Source organism: Flavobacterium sp. MMS24-S5, assembly GCF_050320125.1.
GTDB classification, from domain to species: Bacteria; Bacteroidota; Bacteroidia; order Flavobacteriales; family Flavobacteriaceae; genus Flavobacterium; species Flavobacterium tyrosinilyticum.
Genome location: NZ_CP190016.1, coordinates 4,595,520 through 4,615,306, shown reverse-complemented (window position 1 = coordinate 4,615,306; position 19,787 = coordinate 4,595,520). Strand labels below are relative to the sequence as shown.

At 30.1% G+C, this 19,787-nt stretch carries 23 protein-coding genes; all 23 read right to left on the bottom strand.

Going from position 1 to position 19,787, the window contains the following annotated elements; translation table 11 throughout:
* Position 1: 1 nt before the first annotated feature.
* On the bottom strand, positions 2-451 hold the full coding sequence (locus ACPWTF_RS21200) for a hypothetical protein (RefSeq protein ID WP_427872912.1): 450 nt from the start codon (positions 449-451) through the stop codon (positions 2-4).
* Between the two features lie 207 nt (positions 452-658).
* Entirely contained in the window at positions 659-1,141 is a 483-nt protein-coding gene (locus tag ACPWTF_RS21195; protein ID WP_427872910.1) for a hypothetical protein, read from the bottom strand.
* A gap of 279 nt (positions 1,142-1,420) precedes the next feature.
* Positions 1,421-1,888: a hypothetical protein gene (locus ACPWTF_RS21190; RefSeq protein ID WP_427872909.1), complete on the bottom strand. Its 468-nt coding sequence runs from the start codon at positions 1,886-1,888 to the stop codon at positions 1,421-1,423.
* 7 nt (positions 1,889-1,895) lie between these two features.
* Positions 1,896-3,323, bottom strand: a complete 1,428-nt coding sequence (locus tag ACPWTF_RS21185) for a hypothetical protein (protein WP_427872907.1) — start codon at positions 3,321-3,323, stop codon at positions 1,896-1,898.
* A gap of 3 nt (positions 3,324-3,326) precedes the next feature.
* Positions 3,327-4,670, bottom strand: coding sequence for a type VI secretion system Vgr family protein (locus ACPWTF_RS21180; RefSeq protein WP_427872905.1), 1,344 nt, complete (start codon positions 4,668-4,670; stop codon positions 3,327-3,329).
* A gap of 31 nt (positions 4,671-4,701) precedes the next feature.
* Positions 4,702-5,136 carry a hypothetical protein gene (locus ACPWTF_RS21175; protein ID WP_427872903.1) on the bottom strand — a complete coding sequence of 145 codons (435 nt, stop codon included), beginning with the start codon at positions 5,134-5,136 and terminating at the stop codon, positions 4,702-4,704.
* Between the two features lie 38 nt (positions 5,137-5,174).
* Positions 5,175-5,570 carry a type VI secretion system tube protein TssD gene (gene tssD, locus ACPWTF_RS21170; protein WP_095930969.1) on the bottom strand — a complete coding sequence of 132 codons (396 nt, stop codon included), beginning with the start codon at positions 5,568-5,570 and terminating at the stop codon, positions 5,175-5,177.
* 151 nt (positions 5,571-5,721) lie between these two features.
* Positions 5,722-6,108 (bottom strand): type VI secretion system tube protein TssD, encoded by a 387-nt coding sequence (gene tssD, locus ACPWTF_RS21165; RefSeq protein ID WP_012025247.1) that lies wholly within the window; start codon positions 6,106-6,108, stop codon positions 5,722-5,724.
* Between the two features lie 187 nt (positions 6,109-6,295).
* Positions 6,296-6,724, bottom strand: a complete 429-nt coding sequence (locus ACPWTF_RS21160; protein ID WP_427872901.1) for a GPW/gp25 family protein — start codon at positions 6,722-6,724, stop codon at positions 6,296-6,298.
* Between the two features lie 11 nt (positions 6,725-6,735).
* On the bottom strand, positions 6,736-7,449 hold the full coding sequence (locus tag ACPWTF_RS21155; protein ID WP_427872899.1) for a hypothetical protein: 714 nt from the start codon (positions 7,447-7,449) through the stop codon (positions 6,736-6,738).
* A gap of 58 nt (positions 7,450-7,507) precedes the next feature.
* A complete protein-coding gene (locus ACPWTF_RS21150) occupies positions 7,508-8,035 on the bottom strand; it encodes a hypothetical protein (protein ID WP_250835491.1) in 528 nt (175 codons plus the stop codon).
* Positions 8,036-8,132: 97 nt separating this feature from the next.
* On the bottom strand, positions 8,133-9,503 hold the full coding sequence (locus tag ACPWTF_RS21145; protein ID WP_427872897.1) for a DUF5458 family protein: 1,371 nt from the start codon (positions 9,501-9,503) through the stop codon (positions 8,133-8,135).
* 21 nt (positions 9,504-9,524) lie between these two features.
* Positions 9,525-9,974, bottom strand: a complete 450-nt coding sequence (locus ACPWTF_RS21140; protein ID WP_095930974.1) for a hypothetical protein — start codon at positions 9,972-9,974, stop codon at positions 9,525-9,527.
* Between the two features lie 51 nt (positions 9,975-10,025).
* Complete coding sequence (gene tssO / locus ACPWTF_RS21135; protein WP_095930975.1) at positions 10,026-10,538, bottom strand: type VI secretion system TssO; 513 nt, start codon at positions 10,536-10,538, stop codon at positions 10,026-10,028.
* A gap of 23 nt (positions 10,539-10,561) precedes the next feature.
* Positions 10,562-11,731 carry a hypothetical protein gene (locus ACPWTF_RS21130; RefSeq protein WP_427872894.1) on the bottom strand — a complete coding sequence of 390 codons (1,170 nt, stop codon included), beginning with the start codon at positions 11,729-11,731 and terminating at the stop codon, positions 10,562-10,564.
* A 210-nt stretch (positions 11,732-11,941) separates the two neighbouring features.
* Positions 11,942-12,670: a hypothetical protein gene (locus ACPWTF_RS21125; protein WP_427872893.1), complete on the bottom strand. Its 729-nt coding sequence runs from the start codon at positions 12,668-12,670 to the stop codon at positions 11,942-11,944.
* A 102-nt stretch (positions 12,671-12,772) separates the two neighbouring features.
* Positions 12,773-13,222, bottom strand: a complete 450-nt coding sequence (locus ACPWTF_RS21120) for a hypothetical protein (protein WP_427872891.1) — start codon at positions 13,220-13,222, stop codon at positions 12,773-12,775.
* A 119-nt stretch (positions 13,223-13,341) separates the two neighbouring features.
* Positions 13,342-13,821 (bottom strand): hypothetical protein, encoded by a 480-nt coding sequence (locus tag ACPWTF_RS21115; RefSeq protein ID WP_427872889.1) that lies wholly within the window; start codon positions 13,819-13,821, stop codon positions 13,342-13,344.
* Between the two features lie 50 nt (positions 13,822-13,871).
* Positions 13,872-14,714, bottom strand: a complete 843-nt coding sequence (locus ACPWTF_RS21110; protein WP_427872887.1) for a hypothetical protein — start codon at positions 14,712-14,714, stop codon at positions 13,872-13,874.
* 179 nt (positions 14,715-14,893) lie between these two features.
* The gene (locus tag ACPWTF_RS21105; RefSeq protein WP_427872886.1) at positions 14,894-15,223 is read right to left on the bottom strand and encodes a hypothetical protein; all 330 of its coding nucleotides are present in this window, start codon (positions 15,221-15,223) and stop codon (positions 14,894-14,896) included.
* Positions 15,192-15,566: a hypothetical protein gene (locus tag ACPWTF_RS21100; RefSeq protein WP_427872884.1), complete on the bottom strand. Its 375-nt coding sequence runs from the start codon at positions 15,564-15,566 to the stop codon at positions 15,192-15,194. The genes ACPWTF_RS21105 and ACPWTF_RS21100 overlap by 32 nt, the downstream gene beginning before the upstream one ends.
* Positions 15,567-15,709: 143 nt before the next feature.
* Positions 15,710-16,924 carry an XAC2610-related protein gene (locus ACPWTF_RS21095; protein ID WP_427872883.1) on the bottom strand — a complete coding sequence of 405 codons (1,215 nt, stop codon included), beginning with the start codon at positions 16,922-16,924 and terminating at the stop codon, positions 15,710-15,712.
* Positions 16,908-19,784, bottom strand: a complete 2,877-nt coding sequence (locus ACPWTF_RS21090) for a peptidoglycan DD-metalloendopeptidase family protein (protein ID WP_427872881.1) — start codon at positions 19,782-19,784, stop codon at positions 16,908-16,910. The genes ACPWTF_RS21095 and ACPWTF_RS21090 overlap by 17 nt, the downstream gene beginning before the upstream one ends.
* Positions 19,785-19,787: the final 3 nt, after the last annotated feature.

The window sequence follows — 19,787 nt, the reverse complement described above, 5'->3', positions numbered from 1 at the left end:
CCTAAAAATCTTTTCCTAGAAAAATCTCATTATAACCATAAGAATTATAAACTTTGCCATTTATTGTTGCATTGAGAATACCACAATGAAAATTACCTTTATCCTGACCTGCTTTTGATATTTGACCTCCGTTTTTAAAATCATAAATTTTATAGATTTTATCTTTTAGTAAAATAGTTAAAGTGTCTTCTACCAGAATCTTTGAATCAATATAAAAATTGAGATTACTTATAGTATCTATTTTATAATTATATTCTTTATTATTTGAAGTTTTAATCTTAATCTCTTTTAGACTTAAATTTTTAAAATGTGGATTTAACCTTATCCATACTCTTTCTCCATTAGCAACATATTCAGAAGAACTACATTTATTTCTATTTCGATAATCATTTGCCTTAAAAATGAAAAATACAATCATTATCATAGAAAGAGCAGAGAGTATTCTTTTCATCTATTCACATTATGTAAGTAACTTTCTCTTATCAAAGTACTTTTTATTTTTTCTATTTCCTTGTGATCTTCATTTTTCGATTTGCAACTATGAAATACAAAAGCTAGGTATATTAATAATATATTTTTCATTTATAAATCTTTTGCTGCTCTCTTCCAAAACTCGATTTAATCTCTCTTTTCTACTTGTGAAAATAATCCAATACAATCATAGGATATTAATTCTGGATCCGTCGTGAATAGTTTGTGCTTCCTGATTATCTACTTTATAGTATAATAAAAAACAACCTACAAAGTGTTCTCCATGTGCATATTCAACCTCATTTTCAAACCCATGAATATAGACAAATTTGCTATTACTAAAAGTTATTTTTAAACTGTCAGTTTTATATAATTTATACTGTTCTAATTCTAGTTCTATTCGAGCATTCGCATTTTTCTTTGTGTATCTCAATTCTCCAAAAACTTTACCCTTCCTTACTACCTGTATTATCATTCCTTTTTTAGTCATTTTTTCATATCTATTACTAAAAATCAATGATAAATCTCCATTTCTTAAATTAACGATTGTATCATTTGCACAATCAGTGTAAATTTCAGTTTTTATATTATTATGTCTACAATCCATTAAATATATATACAATCCAATTGCCAAAACAAAAAGTACAAACCAAAATATTTTCTTCTTCATTTCTTTTATTCTATAATAATGAATAAGCAGGATCTGCAAAGAGAGACATTTTAAAATATTAAAAAATCTATTTAATTGAAAATGTATATTTATAACGTTTCGATTTTAAACTGAATAATATACTCCCACGCTGGTGCTACCGTCTCACTCTTGTGATCAATTTAAGCTATTCGTAGTTGTACCTATTTTAGTATTAAATGTAAAATATGTAAACTTTTTTTAAGATGAAACATAACAAATATCACAAGCGAAATGCTTCTCGCCAGCGAGGTCTCTTTTTTAATTGATTTTATACTTTTTCTTCCTATTATAATATTGTTTTTTATTTGCATAGTCATACAAATAATAATAAATAGAAATGGAATCATGGCATTCCTTACGAGGAAGATATTCATTAATGATTATCGCAAGACTGTCGATTTTTTTATCTAAAAGTATTGTATCTTTTGAATATTTTGGTGCTTTGACTTCATTTAGATAAATATTGAAGTTTTCTTTAGAAAAAGTATCTTTTTTTCCGTAGACTTTTGCACATCCTCTTTCTTTCAAATCATAAATAGATTCGTTTGTATCCAATTTAAATTCATTTTTAGCATATTTTTCCAATGCTATCAACTCTTTAGGATAACTTTTTAAATCAACTGATTGAGCTTTACCGTGTCCAATCGAAAACAAAACGCCTCCAACTATAACACATGTTCCTATTATAAAAATGAACAGTACTAAATATTTAATGCTTTTTTTCATTACTTAGCTAATTTAACGGTATGTTGTCTATGATTATATTGTCTTCAACTCTATAAAAACGAGTATTGACATCATATTGTGCATATCCACTATAAAACTCTCCTTTATATTCACCGATCACTTGACCTACTCTTACTTTTTTTAGGTCTTCTAATTGTTTAAATATATTTGAATCAATCAAATCGGCATGCAAATTCATCCAATCAACATTAGGATTGTTACTAATAACCACTCCTGATTTTATAGCTCCTTTTAATCGATAATCACCAACCACCCAGTCCACAATAATATAATAATCTCTTATTTTTTTTATTTGCTGACTATGAAATATGAATCTCGGAAGGTTCAAAATCTTTTTCACAATTGTATAATCTTTTGTAAGATAGCAAGGTATTAATTGATAAGTTGGAACTTGACTATTTACCGTAAATTCATCGGCTTCATCACATGACAACATAATATGCTCTCCGACTGTAACTCCATTTTCAGTTAGATATTCTGCAACTCCAGCTGCAAAGGCACCGCCTTCGCTATGTGAAATAAAATAATATGTCCTAGTTTGCATGGCTTTTAATTCTTTTTCGAATTTTTCCTTCGCTGCTTCTTTTCCTTTCTGTTTTCTTGCACTACCAGAACTACTTCCTCCAATAAACGAACTTCCATCAAAAAAGTATGGTGTTCCGTTTTTATAGTTTATATTAAAATGCGTCTCAGAATCTTTTATAAAAGTCTGTTTTGAACGTCCTAAAAAATAATCCCAATACTTTTCTCCTCCACTTCCTGGTGATGCGCCTAATGCATTTGCAATTCTATTCCAGTGACCATTTACAAGTATGAGTTGAGGAATTGTATCAACAGTCACTCTTAAATAATTACTAGGTGATTTTGGTAATTCTACATTTTCTGTTTTGTAACTACAACGATAATAAAGTTCAATCTCTTTATCTTCCTCATCTTTTATAAAACTTTCTAAATTGTTTAAGACAATAGAAACAACAACTTTATTATTCTTAACCATCCATCCTAATCTTTTTTGATTATTGCTCATTCTGGTTTTTATATAGTCATCATTATCCTTATCTTTATCTTTACGTTCATTTTCATTAGTATTATCATCATCATACAATTTCATTTGTACAATTTCACCATCAGGAATGCCCTTTGTTGTTATGTGAAAATAAACATGATCTCCTACTAAAGCTTTTTTAATTCTTATATCTCCAGCTTCATCGGAAGACCACCAACCATCTTCAAAATATTTTTTTAAAAGTGGTGAAGAAGGCAAATCTTTAGGTTTTCCATAAACAATACTAGTTTCACTTGTTTCTGTTACTGCTGTTCCTGAATTATAAACAATATTACCCTCAGAATAAATATTGTGATCTCCTCCAGTAGTTTTGGTGATAGTACCTCCTACAATTCTTATTCTGCTCATACCTTAGTGTGATTTAGATTTTTCGGCACTATTAACCTGTATTTCTTTTTTAGAGTGTTTATTTATTCCGCCTTCACTACTATTGTCAATTCCTTTAACTCCAATTTCTTGCCTTTCTTTTGCAGTATGCGATTCCAAATTACCTTCAATATTTTCCATGAAGTTTCCTGTAACTGATAACATACTATCACCACCAACTGTTGTATTAAGCATCATACCTACAACACTAGTTTTGTCAGCACCAGCACTTTCTGTAATATTCATTCCAGCGCTTACACTAATGTTTTGAGAAGCATTAAAATTGATATTTTGTGCGTTAAGATCAATCGTATTGTTTGCTGTAATACTAATATTACCACCCACAGTATCCATTACTATCTCGTTACCATTTTTATCGGCAATTATGATGCTTTCGTCTTCCGTAAATTTTATAACGTGTCCGCTTCGGGTATGAATTGCTTTTACATTATTCTGAGCATCAGCATAACCGCTTGAATCTTGTCCGTTATATTGCGCACCAATTACGTACGGATTTTGGACATTATTGCCTTCAAAACCAATTAAAACTTCTTCTCCGATTTCGGGAACAAAATAAAATCCTTTTCCTGGTCCAGAATAAGGCTGTACCATTCTTATCCAATCTGTAACTGCTGTACCGCTTGCTCCATAAAATTCTACTTTTACACGTCCTAATCCTTCTGGGTCATTATTGTCTTTTACCTTTGCTGGCTGTGTTTCTGCTTTACCGTATACAAAAACATCTGTATAATGTGGAGCCGATACATCGGCAGGGATTGCTTTAAATTCGCAAGAATAATTTCCATGAACCTGAGAATGGTGTACAACTTCTATAGCAATTAGCTCATGCACTACAGTTTGGTTTACTATTGTAAAAACCTGTCCAAGACCAATTGGAAAATAAGAAATACCGCTGTAATATACACTGTTGGCATCACTACCCGCAGTTTGCAGTTTTATCATTTCCTCTAGTTCTTCTTTATTTGTAGCATTTGCAGTATACGCACCATTATTTAAATCAGAATTTGCAACCGTTCCCTGATTATAACCAACAATAGCGGCAAAACTATCTTTACTTCCAGAGGAAGTCTTAGCGGCAGCATCACGAAAGGTTGCCACATTTTCATAATTATAACCATTCAGCGAAATTTTATGCGAGCTCATATTAGCTTGTATCTTAAAACTATGTAATGAAGCCCCGTTAATTAACTTGGTCTGACTACTTTTTGTTTGTCCGAACTGCATACGCATTCCGTCAAAATAAAACCATTGCCCGTAACGCTTAGCAATTCTCTTTAAGAACTCAAAGCTAGTCTCGTTATATTGCAAAAGGTTTCTAAATTCTTTAAGATAGGTTGATTTAATAGAATCTCTTTGATAAAATTCTCCAGGTTACTTCAGCAAAAATTCCCAGTACGATATCATCCATACTGCGATCTTTAAATGTTCTTGACTTTTTCATATCGTCAATTACAATACTGTGGCTTACGCCAGAAACGTGTAATCCAGCTGGGCTTCCATCAAGATCAATAGAAGAAAGTTCCGTAATGATTCCTTTACTCATTAATCTTATTCCAGTAAGACTTTTAAAGGTAAAAATCACCTCATCGCCAAGATAGGTTCTAAGTGCTTTTGCTTGATCTGCCGGATTAATTACTGCTCTACCCGTGTATTGCCAAACAAACGAAAAATGATGATGATCGGCCATTTTTTGAGATAGCTTTAAATCATAATAAACAACGTTTTGGGTAAAACCTCCTATAGTTATATGTACTTGTTCTGAAAAATGTGCCATAATAATGTGTCCTTGTTTTTTAATGAGCTTTTAAACAATTAATCTAACGCAATCCAATTATTTGAGAATTTAGCGTCTCCAAAAGTCAATTCTTTTGCCACTAATTCCATAGTAATTCTCATTGGGATTTCGGTAGTGCTTGTAAATTGCTCATCGTAACCAATACAAAATGCTTTAGTAAATGAAAGCTCTTTCATTTTACTTAATGCATCTCTTCTATAAAAAACAATTTTACCATCTTTGGTTAAATCTCCGTTTAACATCCAAGACAAAAAATGACTGTTCTGACTTGCTTCGATAATCATTTTTATTACTCCGCCTTTAGCGTTTCCTGTAGGTTTGCTTGTTGTGTCAATTTCTTGTTTGAAACCAATATTAAATTCAAGAACATTATATTCTTCGCCGTCTATATGTAATTTAGATAAAAAACTCATTTGTAGATTTGTTTAGATGATTAATTTAGGAAGTGCGAAAATCCAGCTAATCGGGAATTGAAAACCAGATATTCTAAAAAAGAAAACAAAAAAGGAAGTCCACTTATCGGACTTCCTTTTAGTTTAATTAAGATTGATAAAGTCCAAAGGATTATACCCAAGCATTATCAAATTCTCCTCCACCCATCGAAATTTTACGAGCAGAAATCATAAAAGTTTCAGTTAATGGATTTTCACTGTTATGATCAAAGTTTTCTTTGTACTTAACCATGTAAGCTTCTGTAAACTTTAGCTCTTTTAAAGTAGCATTTGAATCACGTTTGATGAATTTTACTGACCCGTCTTTTCTTTCGAAATTGTTAGTCATCCATTCAAACAATTCAGTACTTCCAGTTGATTCAACCTCGATCATGATTCTTCCTCCACGTGTTACTGTAGATGGGCGCCCAGAAGCATCTGTTTCTTGAGCTAAATCATAACTAACGTTTAATACTTTGTAATCTTTTCCTGCTACTGTTAATGATGTTAAAAACGACATAATGAAAAATTTTTAATTATTAATTTATTTATTTATGCTGTAAATATATAAATAAAATCTTATTATAATAATTTATTTAATAAAACTTTATTTACAATATATAATTATCAAACTATCAGATATTTAAAAACTAAAAAAACACACCTTTTTAGCTTATTGAAATAAAAATCGCACTAAAAAAAGCTATTTATAGGATAGCGGTTGCAACAAAAAAGTACCCTCTAAAGTCAAAATCACGATTGGTACTTTTAATTGTTGCTTCAATTATTATATCGACTTTCTTTTTTGATCTGCTCACATCATCAACAAAATAGATCGTTTCAGATAATTCAACTTTAAGCTCGTTTACTTTTATTCTCTTTTCATGAAAAGCCAAAGACTGTTTCATTGTTTTTGAAATGATTTCTTTTAACGTATTTTCATTCATCAGCAAATCAAAGTCGATTTCCCAGATTTTTGAACCAAACGTTTCATCAAACTTGCACTCACCAAATGTGGTAGTAGCCAGTAAAATGATCTGTTGGGCGATAGAATGCTCAATCGAGGTTTTTTCCAACTCTTTTTTTTGCATTACGCTATTAAAATCTATTGGAAGTTTGTAAAATGCTCCTTTCATAATTTTGCTTCTTAAATATAAATCAACTTATTAGCTTGGCCTTTTTTATCTGTTTCCATTTCTTTAGAAACTCGCCTGCGTTTAATGATATGAAGTTTAACTGATGGTGTTAGTTTTATAAATTTTTCTCTATATAATATATCGCCAATGAATCTTTGTCCTTTTTTCTCATCAACAACTACAAAATAGCTTATGCCCTTCTCTACTTTTAGCGTATTAATATCACCAGCAAAAAGCTGAATATTTTGTTCTCCTTTCTGAAAACTATAAGTCAGTTTATCTTGATCTAGCTTTCTGTATTTTGAAATTTCATAGGTTTCCATTTCTTCTTTTAAAGGTTCGAAAGGAATATTTTCAAAAAGAAAGTTATTGGGAGCTAAGAATTTTAAACCCAAAAAACTCCACAATCCTTTTTTCTTTGTTTGCTGTTTATAGAAAAAAGTATCGCGAGTAACTTTGTAGATTTCTTTTTCGTTTGTTTTATCATCTGTAACAATCATTTGATAAACAGGAATTTCAATTTCAGCAGGAATTTCGACATCTTTTAAATGTGTATTCAAATAAACTGATCCAACCTCTTGTTCTGAAATTGTGATATTGATACTATGCTTTTTTAAAGCAGAATCTGTTTTTACAATCACTTTTCCTTCTCCGCTTCCCGCATAGAAAACAGAACCGTCGTTATCTGTAAGTCCTAATGAAAGGTTCAATTCTGGAAATGGCATATCTTGATTTTTTATTAGAGATTATATTTAGGTTGCGTCAAATTATGTCAATCGAATTCTATTTTTTCTTTCTCACTTTATAAAGCTTTAAACAGTGTAGATAAAACCTTATATTTTGATTATCAGCTTCTGTGGGACTAAATTCATAGTCTTTTTTAAGTGTGAAAAATTTAATTGTATTGATACTATTTGACATTAATTTCTTAATGTCTCTTCGTGAAAGTTCAAGAGCTGCAGTTCCATCACAATTTACCTTGAAAGTGTTTTTGAGAATATACATTTCTCCATTTTTAAAATAGAGTTCCAGCGGCTGCTCTTGTTTTACACAGACATTATCTGTAAAAATTTTAAAGTATAAATAAATGCTGCCTCTCCTTTTTCCTAACTGAAAAACAGCGTATTCATAATCTTCGTTGTAAACACGAAGTAAAATTGGGGTCGCACTTGCAAATAACTTTCCTGAAAGCAATAAATCGTTTTGCGTAATAGGGCAACTTAAAGTATCAATTTGTTTTACTTTTTGTGCTTTAATCGAACTTGATATGGAAAACAAACCGACTAAAAGTAAAATTTTAAGTACGTTCATGAATTTGAATTATTTGGTTTGATCATTCAAAAGATCAATGTTTTGTTGAAAAAGGAAGCACAATTTTATGTGCTTCCTTTTTTTATTTACTGTACAATTATTTTTGCTCGTAATCTGTATCCCATTCTGTTCCGTCATCTCCTTTGTGTCCATCCATTTTAATAAGGAAGTTTTTAGCAGGGAAATAAGGTTTCATGTGGATATCCATATAAATTCTGTCTTTTTGAATTGGATCTTGTTCGAATCTGCGGATTTCAAAATTCTCGATCAATTTATCTGGACCTGTGATTCCGTCAAGGAAAGCCACAATCTGATTCATAATCTCTTTACGTGTTTTAGCTGTAAAGTTTTCGAATGCACGACGATTAAGGAAATCCATTAATACTTTAGTTACATAATCAAAAACACGAACTACAGAGTAAGTCTGTAAACCTAAGTTATCTCCGCTGAATAGTGTTTTAGCAGAAAATGCCATAACTTTTCCGTACTCGTTTACCATTGGAACCAAACCTAAGTTTTCAAGATTTGCGATTTCGCTTTTCTTAAGGTCAAATTTTACTCCGTCAACTTCATTAATTCCTCCAAATTTCTTACCTGCAGTAACTTGAGACATTAATGTTTTGTAAATTTTTCCTGCTAATGCTGCAGAAGGCGCAACGTGTAAATCTTCGCTTTCTCCAATTTGATCAAATCTGCCACGTCCAACAAGCCAGTTACACGTCATGATTACGTTAGAACGGTAAACATCTCCTCCTGTTAAAGAAGCAGTGTCAAACATTTCCATTACATCATCCGGTTCATCTAAGTGTTCGAAATCTGTAACCAACATTACTTTATTTTCATGCGCAATTTTTGCCCATTTTTCAATCACTTTATTAGAACCTAAATATCCAGGAATTACCAAAATTCCGTAGTTATTTTTAAGGTCTAAACGATCATAATTATCCACTAATTCTGAGTGAATTGCATCGATAAAACGTGTATTGTCAAGATCTTTTAACTGATCAAGTTCAGCATTTACAATCGTAACATTTTTTACTTTATCTGTTTCTGTGTTTTTAAAGAATAAAGCTAAAGTTCTGTAAGCCGCTTCAATCTCTCTTGTATCTTCAACAGCTTTTGCAAGGTTTTTTTGTAGCAAAGCTTCAGATTCTTTGCATTTGTCTTCACTTTGTGCTACCATGTCAGTCAAAGCTTCATTATTGCTTAAAACCGAAGTCCAAAGTTCTAATGTTTTCAAAAGCGTTTCTCTTTCTTTTGCTTTGTTTACTTCGCCTAAAAAGATTTTTCTTCTTGCTTTTCTCTCTGGATTAAGATTTTGAACTCCTTCAATAGACATTTCCAGTAAATCAAAACCACCGTATTTAGCTAGTTTTTCAACATTTTTTTCAATCGAAATTCCTTTTACTGCTTTAGGTTCTAATACCGCTGTATCAAGATCTCCTTTATATGCTTCTTTATTTGACATATCTAAAATATTTTAAGATTCTTATTTGTTCTCTTTTAACTCATTGATCAATGCTCCAAGACTTTCTAATAAAGCTTGTTTTGCTTCTCCGTCTTCTAAAGCCGCTTTTAAAATCTTATTTGATTTTAACTGACGGATAATTTTTTGATATTGATCCTTTTCTGTCTCAAGATCAGATAAAAAACTACTTTGTGTAGTAATTCCTTTTATTCCAAAATCTCCTAAATTTTTAAAGTTTAAAGCTTCTACTTTAGTAGCTCCGTCAACAGTTTCAAAATTTACTTTTACTTCTGGTTTAAAGTGTTCAAATGCTTTTTCGATACTTGTAATTCCTTCTACCAATTCAGGTTTTACTGGAGCATCTACTGTTAACTTCTGAGCAACAAGTGTTCTGTTTTGAGGGATTGCAGTGATTGCTTCATCTGCATCAATTTTTACTTCGTTACCTCCAATTCCATAATTTGACAACATAATTTGAATTTTTTTAATGATTGGTTTATTATTTTTTACTCTTATTTCTGTTTATTGATTTTGATAAATCTGACGACATACATCTAAATCTCTGCTTACTTTTTCTAATTCTTCTTTGTATGTTTTGGCCGATTGGTTCAAACTGTCTATTAAGTGAGAATTGTGCGTAAGACTTCTAATCTGCTTTTTGTAATCAATAATATTCTTGTAGGCCAGAATAACATTGTTGTATAATTTTTTATTCTCAGTCGTATCTTTTGGTACTTTCTGATAAATATTCGCAATCATAACATTTGCCAGACGCTGCTGAAAATCGTTATCTACTTTTGGCGAATTAATAGAATCGATTGTCATTCTAATACTGTCGATTTTAACCGAAAAGTTAGTTTGATAATCGTATTCTCTTTTCATCATTTCATTCTCTGCTTTCAGCATTTTATTTTCTGCTACTGGCATATAAAAGTTGAACGAAACAGCAAGCAGCATAACGCAAAAAGTTAGGATAAAGGCAATTAAAAAAGCGATAAAGGCTTTCTGGCGTTCTTGTTTATTTAATACTTCCATAATTTATATTACTATTTTACTTTTTAATCTTTGATAAAGAAACCGTGACGTTTTGGGTTATGAACGATATCTTTTTTATCTGTTTCAGCAACAAACAATTCGATGTTTTCTTTCTTCTTGCCTATGTAATCCAGCTTGTTTAATGTTTCAAATAACTTCTCTATTCTCGCCAAAGCGTTCATTACCAATGAAGCTGTTTTATCAATGTGCACATGATCGTAACCTGCATTAATAAGAGTGGTAAACATAATCTCCAAATCTCCCTGTGAAATATCGCACCACTCGGCAAAATAATTCAACAGCTCTTCTTTTCCAGCTCCCGATTTCGAGTCGATAAAATTCTTCATCACTCTCGCAAACGATACTACCGAGCCTAGCATTGAAGCTGGGTGCTGATGCAGTGAAAACCAACGAAATTGTGTTAGAGTACTTCCCAAATAATACCCGGTATTGTCTGCCAGCTGCATTACAGTCTGCGGTAAAACTCCTGCCTGTTGCCCTCTGTTTATTTTTTGAGAAATCTGAACAGCATAAATTTCAATCTGTCCAAACGAACGGGCGATCTGTGCCTGCATGTCAACTAATTTTGGATGGCAGGCCACTGTGACTGATGGCGGAATATAATCTTCATCTAAAATTGTAGTGTCTCCAATAAGCACTTTACCAATTGCCAAGTAAAAACCTCCGTACCCAATTCCTGAACGGAATTCTTCGGCTTTAATTAAATGCAATTTGTATTCTGGCTGTGTATACGGATATCTTGGCGGAACCTCATCTGGATCTGGCTCGCCAAAAGGAATTCTCTTTTTTGAATTAACTGATATACAGGCTAATAACACCAATTGTTCTCCGTCTTTTATTTCATAAGTGTCTTCTGGATACGGAACCTGAAGATCTAATGTATCGGTATTGCTTTTACTGATTTCGATTCTTGAACCGTTTGGCGTTATAGCGTGGCACTCTTCTACACGAACACGAAGCAGTTTGTGATTGTCGATTCCTAAAGTAATTTTTGTAGTTTCTTTATTTTGGTTTCCAGAATCCAGCAATCCGTAACTTATTGGTGTGGTATGAATACCAATGGCATCGTTTACCAACTCAGAAACGTTGTCCTGAATAGATAAAAAATGACTCTTATTTATCTTCATCCCATCAATCCAGTTTACGGGAAAATGACTTAATTTTTCTATCATAATTCTATTAGTTTTTATTTTGAAATGAGAATTTTTAACTCCTCTTTTTTTTGGTTAGATTTTGATTATTACTGTTAGCTCTATTATTATAACAAGATTTTACGGGTTAAATAGATACAATTGTGCGCATTGAGCCTGATTTTCAACTTCCCTATTTGATTTATAATTTAGATTTAAAACTTCATTAATTGTTGTAATGTTTTTTTTATTCTAATTACAAAAATCAAATGCGATAAACTTATATGAGTTGTCTTTCCATTTTATCCATTTCGTAACATCTTTATATTCTTCCACATAATCACAGGACGTTTTAGAAACAGATTTAATCTTCATAGAATCTCCTTTTACTTGAAGTACTTCATAATAATATAGCTTCTCCTCTTTCGAACTATTTTTAACTTTTGGCGTCAGGTGAACAAAAGCTGTCTTTGCATATGCTTCCCATGAACTAAACTTATATTTAACTCTCTGTTTACTAATTAATCTTTTTTCTTTATTTATATAAATAATTAAAAAATTATTATCGCTTTCAGGTTGTTCTGCATCGAAGCAGAATATTCTATATTCAACATTTGGAATCAACTCCCTTGCAACAACACTTTTTGGTAGTTTTATATCAAAAGGTTCTTCTACATTGCTATTTAATTTTATACTTCCAAATACAGTTTTATCAAAATTTAAAATTTCGATATCCATATCGATTAATAATTGAACTACACCATCACCTCTTAATTTATCTTCAGTGTAAAATTTAATTCCACCGTATTCTGCAATCATTGTAGTTAATGTATCTATTAAACCATTATCTGTAAATTTTTCCTTATCATTATTCGAGATTGATTTGTTCGAATAATTTATTTTTTCTACACTTTTATCATTACTTTTTATTGGTTTTCCAGTACAAGAAATTAGCAGAGCTATTATTAAAAAATTAAACATTATTTTCATTACCATCTAAACTATAAGTATCATTAATTTTTCAAATTTTTATTAGTCGAGCCTTTTTTCAATATTTTAAAAAAGTTGTATAACAAATTTTAATTATTTAATAATTACAATTAAGCCATTTTCATCTATTTTAAATCGCTCTGTGTTTTTGATTTTTAAATCTTCACCGCTTTTTGATTTAGTATTTATCACAAAAACATAATCTTGATCTATTTCAAATTCTGTTATTTCAGATATTGTATTTGGTTCATCAATATCTTTAGCAAAACCAATATCTTGCTTTGTAATAATTTTATCATTTTTTATGGTTACTAACGTATAGGTAAAATCATCAAAATTGAAATTTGCTAAAATAAAAACCTTAACATCTTTTATGTCTGGTAATCTTAAATAATCTTTATTGTCTAAATTGGCTATATTACAATCTAGTTGATTCCATACATTATTACCATTAATAATTTTATTTGTTATAGGTAAATTTGTAATCTTAGTCTTTGAATAACAATCATCTTGATAATTGCCATTTTGCCTTTTAAAAAACACCAGATAATCATCAAATGTTATAATAATTGTATTATCAGCAATAATTAATTCGTCCCAAGGAATTTCACAAGCCTTTTCAGGATATAATGATTGATAAACCGTAATTTCATTGCCAAACTTTATTTTTTTTTTACAAATATATCCTCATACAGTTTAGCCGTTTTAGTACTTTCATAATATTCTGTTAGGCTTTTATTACTTTTATAATAATCATAAATACAAAATTCTCCTATTTTTACTTTCTTTTCATCAATTTCTATTTTAACATTTTTAAATTGACTTACAATTTCATCTTTCGTCATTTTAGATGTTCCTGAGATAGAATTTTCAGAAATTTTATAAAATGACCAATAATTCCCTGCTAAACTTTTATCATTTAACTCTTTGTCTTGACTTGATTCTAATTTAGAAGCTATTTGTATTGAATCTTCTTTTAAGTCTTTTCCTAGACTGGCATTGATTTTTGAATCTCCTTTACAGTTTACAAACAATAAAGTCAAAATTGCAAAACTTAATATTTTTTTCATTTTATTTAATTTATAAATTCCCTCAGCTAACAAAAGAAAAAATCTTTTGCTAGCTGGGGCTTTTCTTTTCAATATGTCAAGGAGCTTTCTTTACTTTAAAATCGTATTATTTATTTATTTTTTTAAGGATATGATTGTGAAATAAATCTCCCTTTATCAAATTTCTTTATCATATCTACTGAACCTTCAGGAGAAAAATTCCAATCACCGTTTCTTAATCCATTAATATAATATCCATCTTGAATTATACTTTTGCCATATTCGAATAAATACCTTTTCTCAACCCAGTAACCATTTTTTAAATGATTATTTGTTTTTCCTTTCAATAGATATTTAAAAATTTCTTTTTGACCGAAAATTTCCCTTTCACCCCATTTTTCATCAACTGACTGATTGTCAAAATAATCTAAAAACATACCATCTTTTAACTGAAAAAATAAGTTTTCGACTGTATTAGGACTTTTAAAACTAATATAAAGTTTGTCTGCTTTTATTTCACTAATTCTCAAATATTTTACTTCAGAGTTTAATTCTTCATAAACTATCATACTATTATATTCGACATTCAAACTTTCATTAACCAATAAAACACACTGAAAATCAGCATCTTCATAATCTATTTTTATAAAATATGATTTAATTTTAGTCGCATTAATTTCAAAAAATTTATAATCATAAAATTGCAATAGAGTATCATTACTTGAAACAAAAATATCGAACATATAGGGTCTCTCGATTTGTCTCTCTAAGGAATTTTTCAATATGCTTTTTAATTCCTTAATCTTATTCAATTCCTTAATCTTTTTACCAATGGCACTTTTATCTATCGAGTCTATTGAATAATTTTCTTGAGTTAACTTTTCAACTTTTACATCATTATTTGATGAATCTTTTGACTCAATATTGGTTTCGGATTTGCAATTTTGAAATTGAATAAAAAAAACCAAGTATAATAAGTATTTCATTTTAAATTTCTTTTAGTGTTGGCGAATATCCTTGTATATGTAGATGGTCGTTGTGATCATTGTCTTTGTCATTAGTACATTTATTATTCTAATGTTTTCTTTTCTTTACCAAGATCTATTAAAAAACGTCATTTAGGTTTAGCTTTTATGTAATAAGATATTTTAGGTATTATCACATTTTATAAATTCAGTTTTTTTTCAATATAAACATATTCTAAATCACTTTTTAAGTCAGGGCTAACTGTTGAATATTTAGCTATTTTATCTTTTTTAAACTTAAATACTAATGTTCCGTTACTAAAAAAAATACTTAAAAAATCTTTTATCTGAGTTATTTCTGAATTTGATCTAGGTTCTTTAATGTAAAATTTATCAACTAAATCCTTTTTATTTAATATTATTACATAATACCAATTTGTACCAATATCTGCTAAAGCTTCAATGATAATTATTTCTATATCTTTATTCTTGCTAGATTCATAAGAATACATAGAAAAACCAGCCTTCATAATTTGTTTCAGATAAATCAACATCGGTAATTCCAAATTCTTTTTTTGTTAGCATAAAGCTATTATCTGTCTTATAGGTTAGTCTCGTATCAAAACATATATAAGAATTTTCAGAAGTATCTTCTTTAAAAGAATGAATGATGTCAAATGAAATCTCTTTTTTTACATAAATACTATCCTTTTTTTCAGCGATTGAAGAGACCTTTGTAGAATCATCCCGTTTAATAATTACTTCATTTTCTTTTGAGTAAGATTGGTTCTCCTGCTTACAACCATTTACTATTATTCCAAAAAGTATAAATGATTTTAAAAAAGTTTTATACATGCAATTTTTCATTTTCATATTTTTTCATTTAATTCCCTCAGCTAACAAAAGCATTGCGCTTTTGCTAGCTAGGGCTTTTCTTTTCAATATATCAAAGAGCTTTATATCTATTTTTTGAATAAAATAATTTTTGAATCTAAACTAAAAATATTTACCAAATCTTATTTAATATTTTCTAAATGCGAATAGGTATTTTTCCATTTCCCGTTTGATTGAATCTGAAACTTAGATGTTTGAAACTGGCAACACCCCGAAGGATAAATTATTGTTAATATTTTTTTACCTTTATTAATTTCAGATGGAAAAAATCTAACATTTTCTGTTAGATATGAATCCAATACAAATTGCTTATTTGCTTTTTGAACATAATAAGCATATTGAGTTCCTCCATTACTTCCCTGATAATTTATTATTGCAAAATCTTCTAACCCATCAAAATTTACATCTAAAGCTATCAACATATGACCGCCTTCTATTTCTTGATAACTTTTTATAATTGATTGTTCTTTACCAAAATATGATATACTATTTGCTGAGCTTCCATCAAATTGTGTTACTAATAATTTAGGAGTGAAATCTATTACCTGAATTTTATTTGTTTCCTTGTTTTTAAGGTTTATTTTAACTTTTTGTATTTCGTTTCCATCTTCATTTTCAATTTTAGATATTGAGAACTCAAAAATAAAGTTTCTTAATAAAGTTATATTTTCTGTTTCACTAATATTCTTGTTATCATTTAATCTCAAATCTTTTTTTAAAGAAAATAATTCTGGAAACTGTTTGCTGAAAAAATCACGTTTTCCAATTAATGGTGCATTTGTTTGTGTTTTTTTTAGAAATTTCCATTTATTCTCTAATGCATCATATAGATAAAAATATAACTCTGTATTATTTTTAAAAAACATTGCCTCTTCTGATACTCCATTTGATATATCCAAATATTTTTTAGGTATATAAACTGCAAAAATGTTATATGAACTCAAATCTTTATTGATTATTTTTTCAATTGTTGAACTTTGTGTCGCTTCATTTGAGCTCGAACCCTGAAGATAGCTTGACCAGTATTTATGTAAAGAAATGTTTTTTGGCACATAACTTATAGCAAACCACTGTATCTCTTTATTTTCATAATTATAATAATAGCGATATGGATGTTCTGATATATCTTCATCTCCAAAGGAAATCTTATAACCATTGAAATATTTTTGGTCAAAAAAATCAACAGGCGGATGTTCTTTTATATTTTTAGTTTGTTCTTTATCCTCATTTAAAACCTGATTTTTCTTATTTGAAACTTGCCCATTACATGAAATAATCAATAAAAAGATTAGAATTACTTCTATAATTTGTTTTAGTTTACTATATTTTCTCACCATCAATATCAAATTTAGTTTTCATATAATCCTCAGGATTTACTCTTGAAGAAGCAACATTTTTAAAAGTAGCAGTCCCAGCAACATAGCTGGTTGAAGCCTCGATATGAATATGATAATTTTCTGGAGAAATACCATGTATCAATTTTCCATTTTCATACACTGAACCAGCATTACCTGTAGAGCCCGAAATCCCTATTACATCGTTATGCTTAACTTTATCATTCTTAGCTACTTTTACAGAGTCTAGATGACAATACATTATATAAACTACTTCATCATTTTTATCTTTCGATTTTACAACAACTAAATTACCTAGACTAGTTGAGTTGTATTCATTTGTAGCAAATGAGGTCACTGTAAAGACTACTTCACCACAAAGTAAAGAATGAACATCAACTTTATTATCTCCAGTATAAATATCGACACCTCTATGTGGGTTTTTCCTTCCTCCTGCTGAGTTAAATCTATTGTTTTTCTTTCCTCCATTATCAGTACTTATTTGAGGATTTGGAACTACATCAGCATACTGAGTACATTTTTCTTCAGTACAATCGCCTAAATCACAACTACATTTAATATCAAAATCTTTCAAAAACCCTTGTTTGATATGTAGATTACTTTTTCCTGCCAATTCATCTTTTAAAAACTCTTCATAATAATCCAATGTCTCTTGCATTTTTGCAGTGGGTTGTCCAGCTGTTGCTCCAGGAAGACTCACCCATATTCCGCTTGATTTTGAAATTGCTTCCTTAATATCTTTTTTTTGAAGAGCATTTATTACTTTGGCATCATCTTTTAATATAGCAACACACAACTTATCTTGTGCCTCTTTAGAAAATCCTTTTGCATCGTATTTTTTAGCTTTATCATACTTTTCAATATATTCTTCAGGGAGTTTTTTTTGAAAATATCCATCCTTAAATACTAATGTATATCCATTTAGGTTATCAGATTTCCAACTCATAATTTGATAAGCACCAGCAGCTGATGATCTTATCGTATTTGTACTATTGCTGTTTATTACTCGTGGATGATCATCTGATAAAGTAAAGTTATTTCCAGCCCCACTAAACCAAGTTGTATATCCTAATTCGGGGTCTCTTGCTTGTTTAGTTCCTTTTATATATTCTCCTGTTCCTTCTGCAATGCGTATTACCCTCATGAATGCTCTTATTCTTGCTTCACACTCACACTTTTTCCCAATTATAAAATAAGCCCCATCTCTTTTCAAAAATTCTTTTTCGTGTTTAACAGTCTCACCTTGACATTCGGCTTTTAACCAAAGGCTTTCGGCTTGTGTTTTATAGGTATCAAAACTAATTGTGGCACCACTGCTGTAGGTTTCGCTTTTTAACGCTTTTTCAACATCATCTGCAAAAGCCGTTTTTCCGGTTGCTATCTTTGCATTGCCTTGTTTTCCTTCTTTTGCATTGTTTAGTATTATTACTGCAAATTGTTTTTTATTGCTATCTGTAATTACGGTTTCGTTTTTAAATGTATAGCGGTAAGCTTCTTCTTTTTTTCCTTTAAGCAGTTTTTCTTTCCATTCTTTTAAATCTTCATCTGCTTTTGGGCGAAGCTTTATTTTTACTTTTGCTATGCCTTTTTCAACCGTTGCTTTTAGTGTTGCAAGTTCTGCTCCATCTTCTTTGGCTTCCAAAACAGGTACGTTTGCATCTGCATCTATCAGAATGGTCTCTTTTTCTTTTATTGTAATAGATACTTCTTTGCCGTCCAATAAAAATGTTTTTGCTACGACATATACTTCCTCTTCCAAAGGAGCACTGTTTATTTTTATATAATTTGCTCCTAACTTGTACAAATTAAAAGAAATAGAAGCCCCCTTTTCATAAGTCCTCTCTATAAGCGCATTTTTAATATCATCAAGTTTAGCATATTTTTTATCTGCTTTTACTTGTGGGTCTACATTTTTCTTAATAATGGCAGCAATCTTGTCTTTGTCAATATTGGCATTTCTATTTTTAAATTTATATTCGAATTGGTCAGCAACCTCAGCTGTTTCCAACGAAAATTCTTCTTTAGCAAAATATGCTGTAATAATACCTTCTGTTTTTACTTCTTCCTCTTTAGGAGTGCTGTCAACTGTTAAGGGAGTTGTATTTGTTGGTGGCTCAAATACAGGCATTACCCTCTTATTTTTTATAGTAAAAGAAACTATTTTATCATTCCCACTTTCAGTTTTAAGATACTCTCCTGTGATGTCAAGTACTTTTATATAAAAATTTTCTAAATCACTAGGCAAACCTGGAACTGCCATAAAACAAGACATTGTTGTAAACTTAGCCTTAAGTGCTCCATTTATGCATTTTACATTTACAGTTTGTATAGGTGTTTCTGTTTTTTTTGCACTATATGATTCCAATGTTAATGTATCACCATTTACACCTTCCGTTTCTAATGAAATAAATAAATCATGTCCATAATTTATCTCGCTATTATCTGCTGTATTTTCTTTTTTACTCCAAGAAGAAGAAGTTATTTTTTTTTCACATTTTCCATATACATGTAATCCAGTATTTGCATTGCGGTCATGGCTTCCATATAAACTGGCCTCCAGATAAAAAGCATACGACCCACATAGCTTTTTAGGCAAGTTGACACCGAAAGGAGTACCAGCAGATCTTATTTCTTTCTTGAAAATCTTTTTCTTTTTCTGATCCATCCATAACCATGTGATGTTTCTTCTTTTTTCTTCCTCTGTGGTTTCACTATACCATTCGTCAACCATAAATGGAGCTGTTTGGTTTGGTTTTATGCAAAGTATTTTATTCTGCAAACTAAAATCTCTTAGCGCACCACTTTGACCAACCCATTTTATTTTTTTTACTCCCTTTGCCATTTT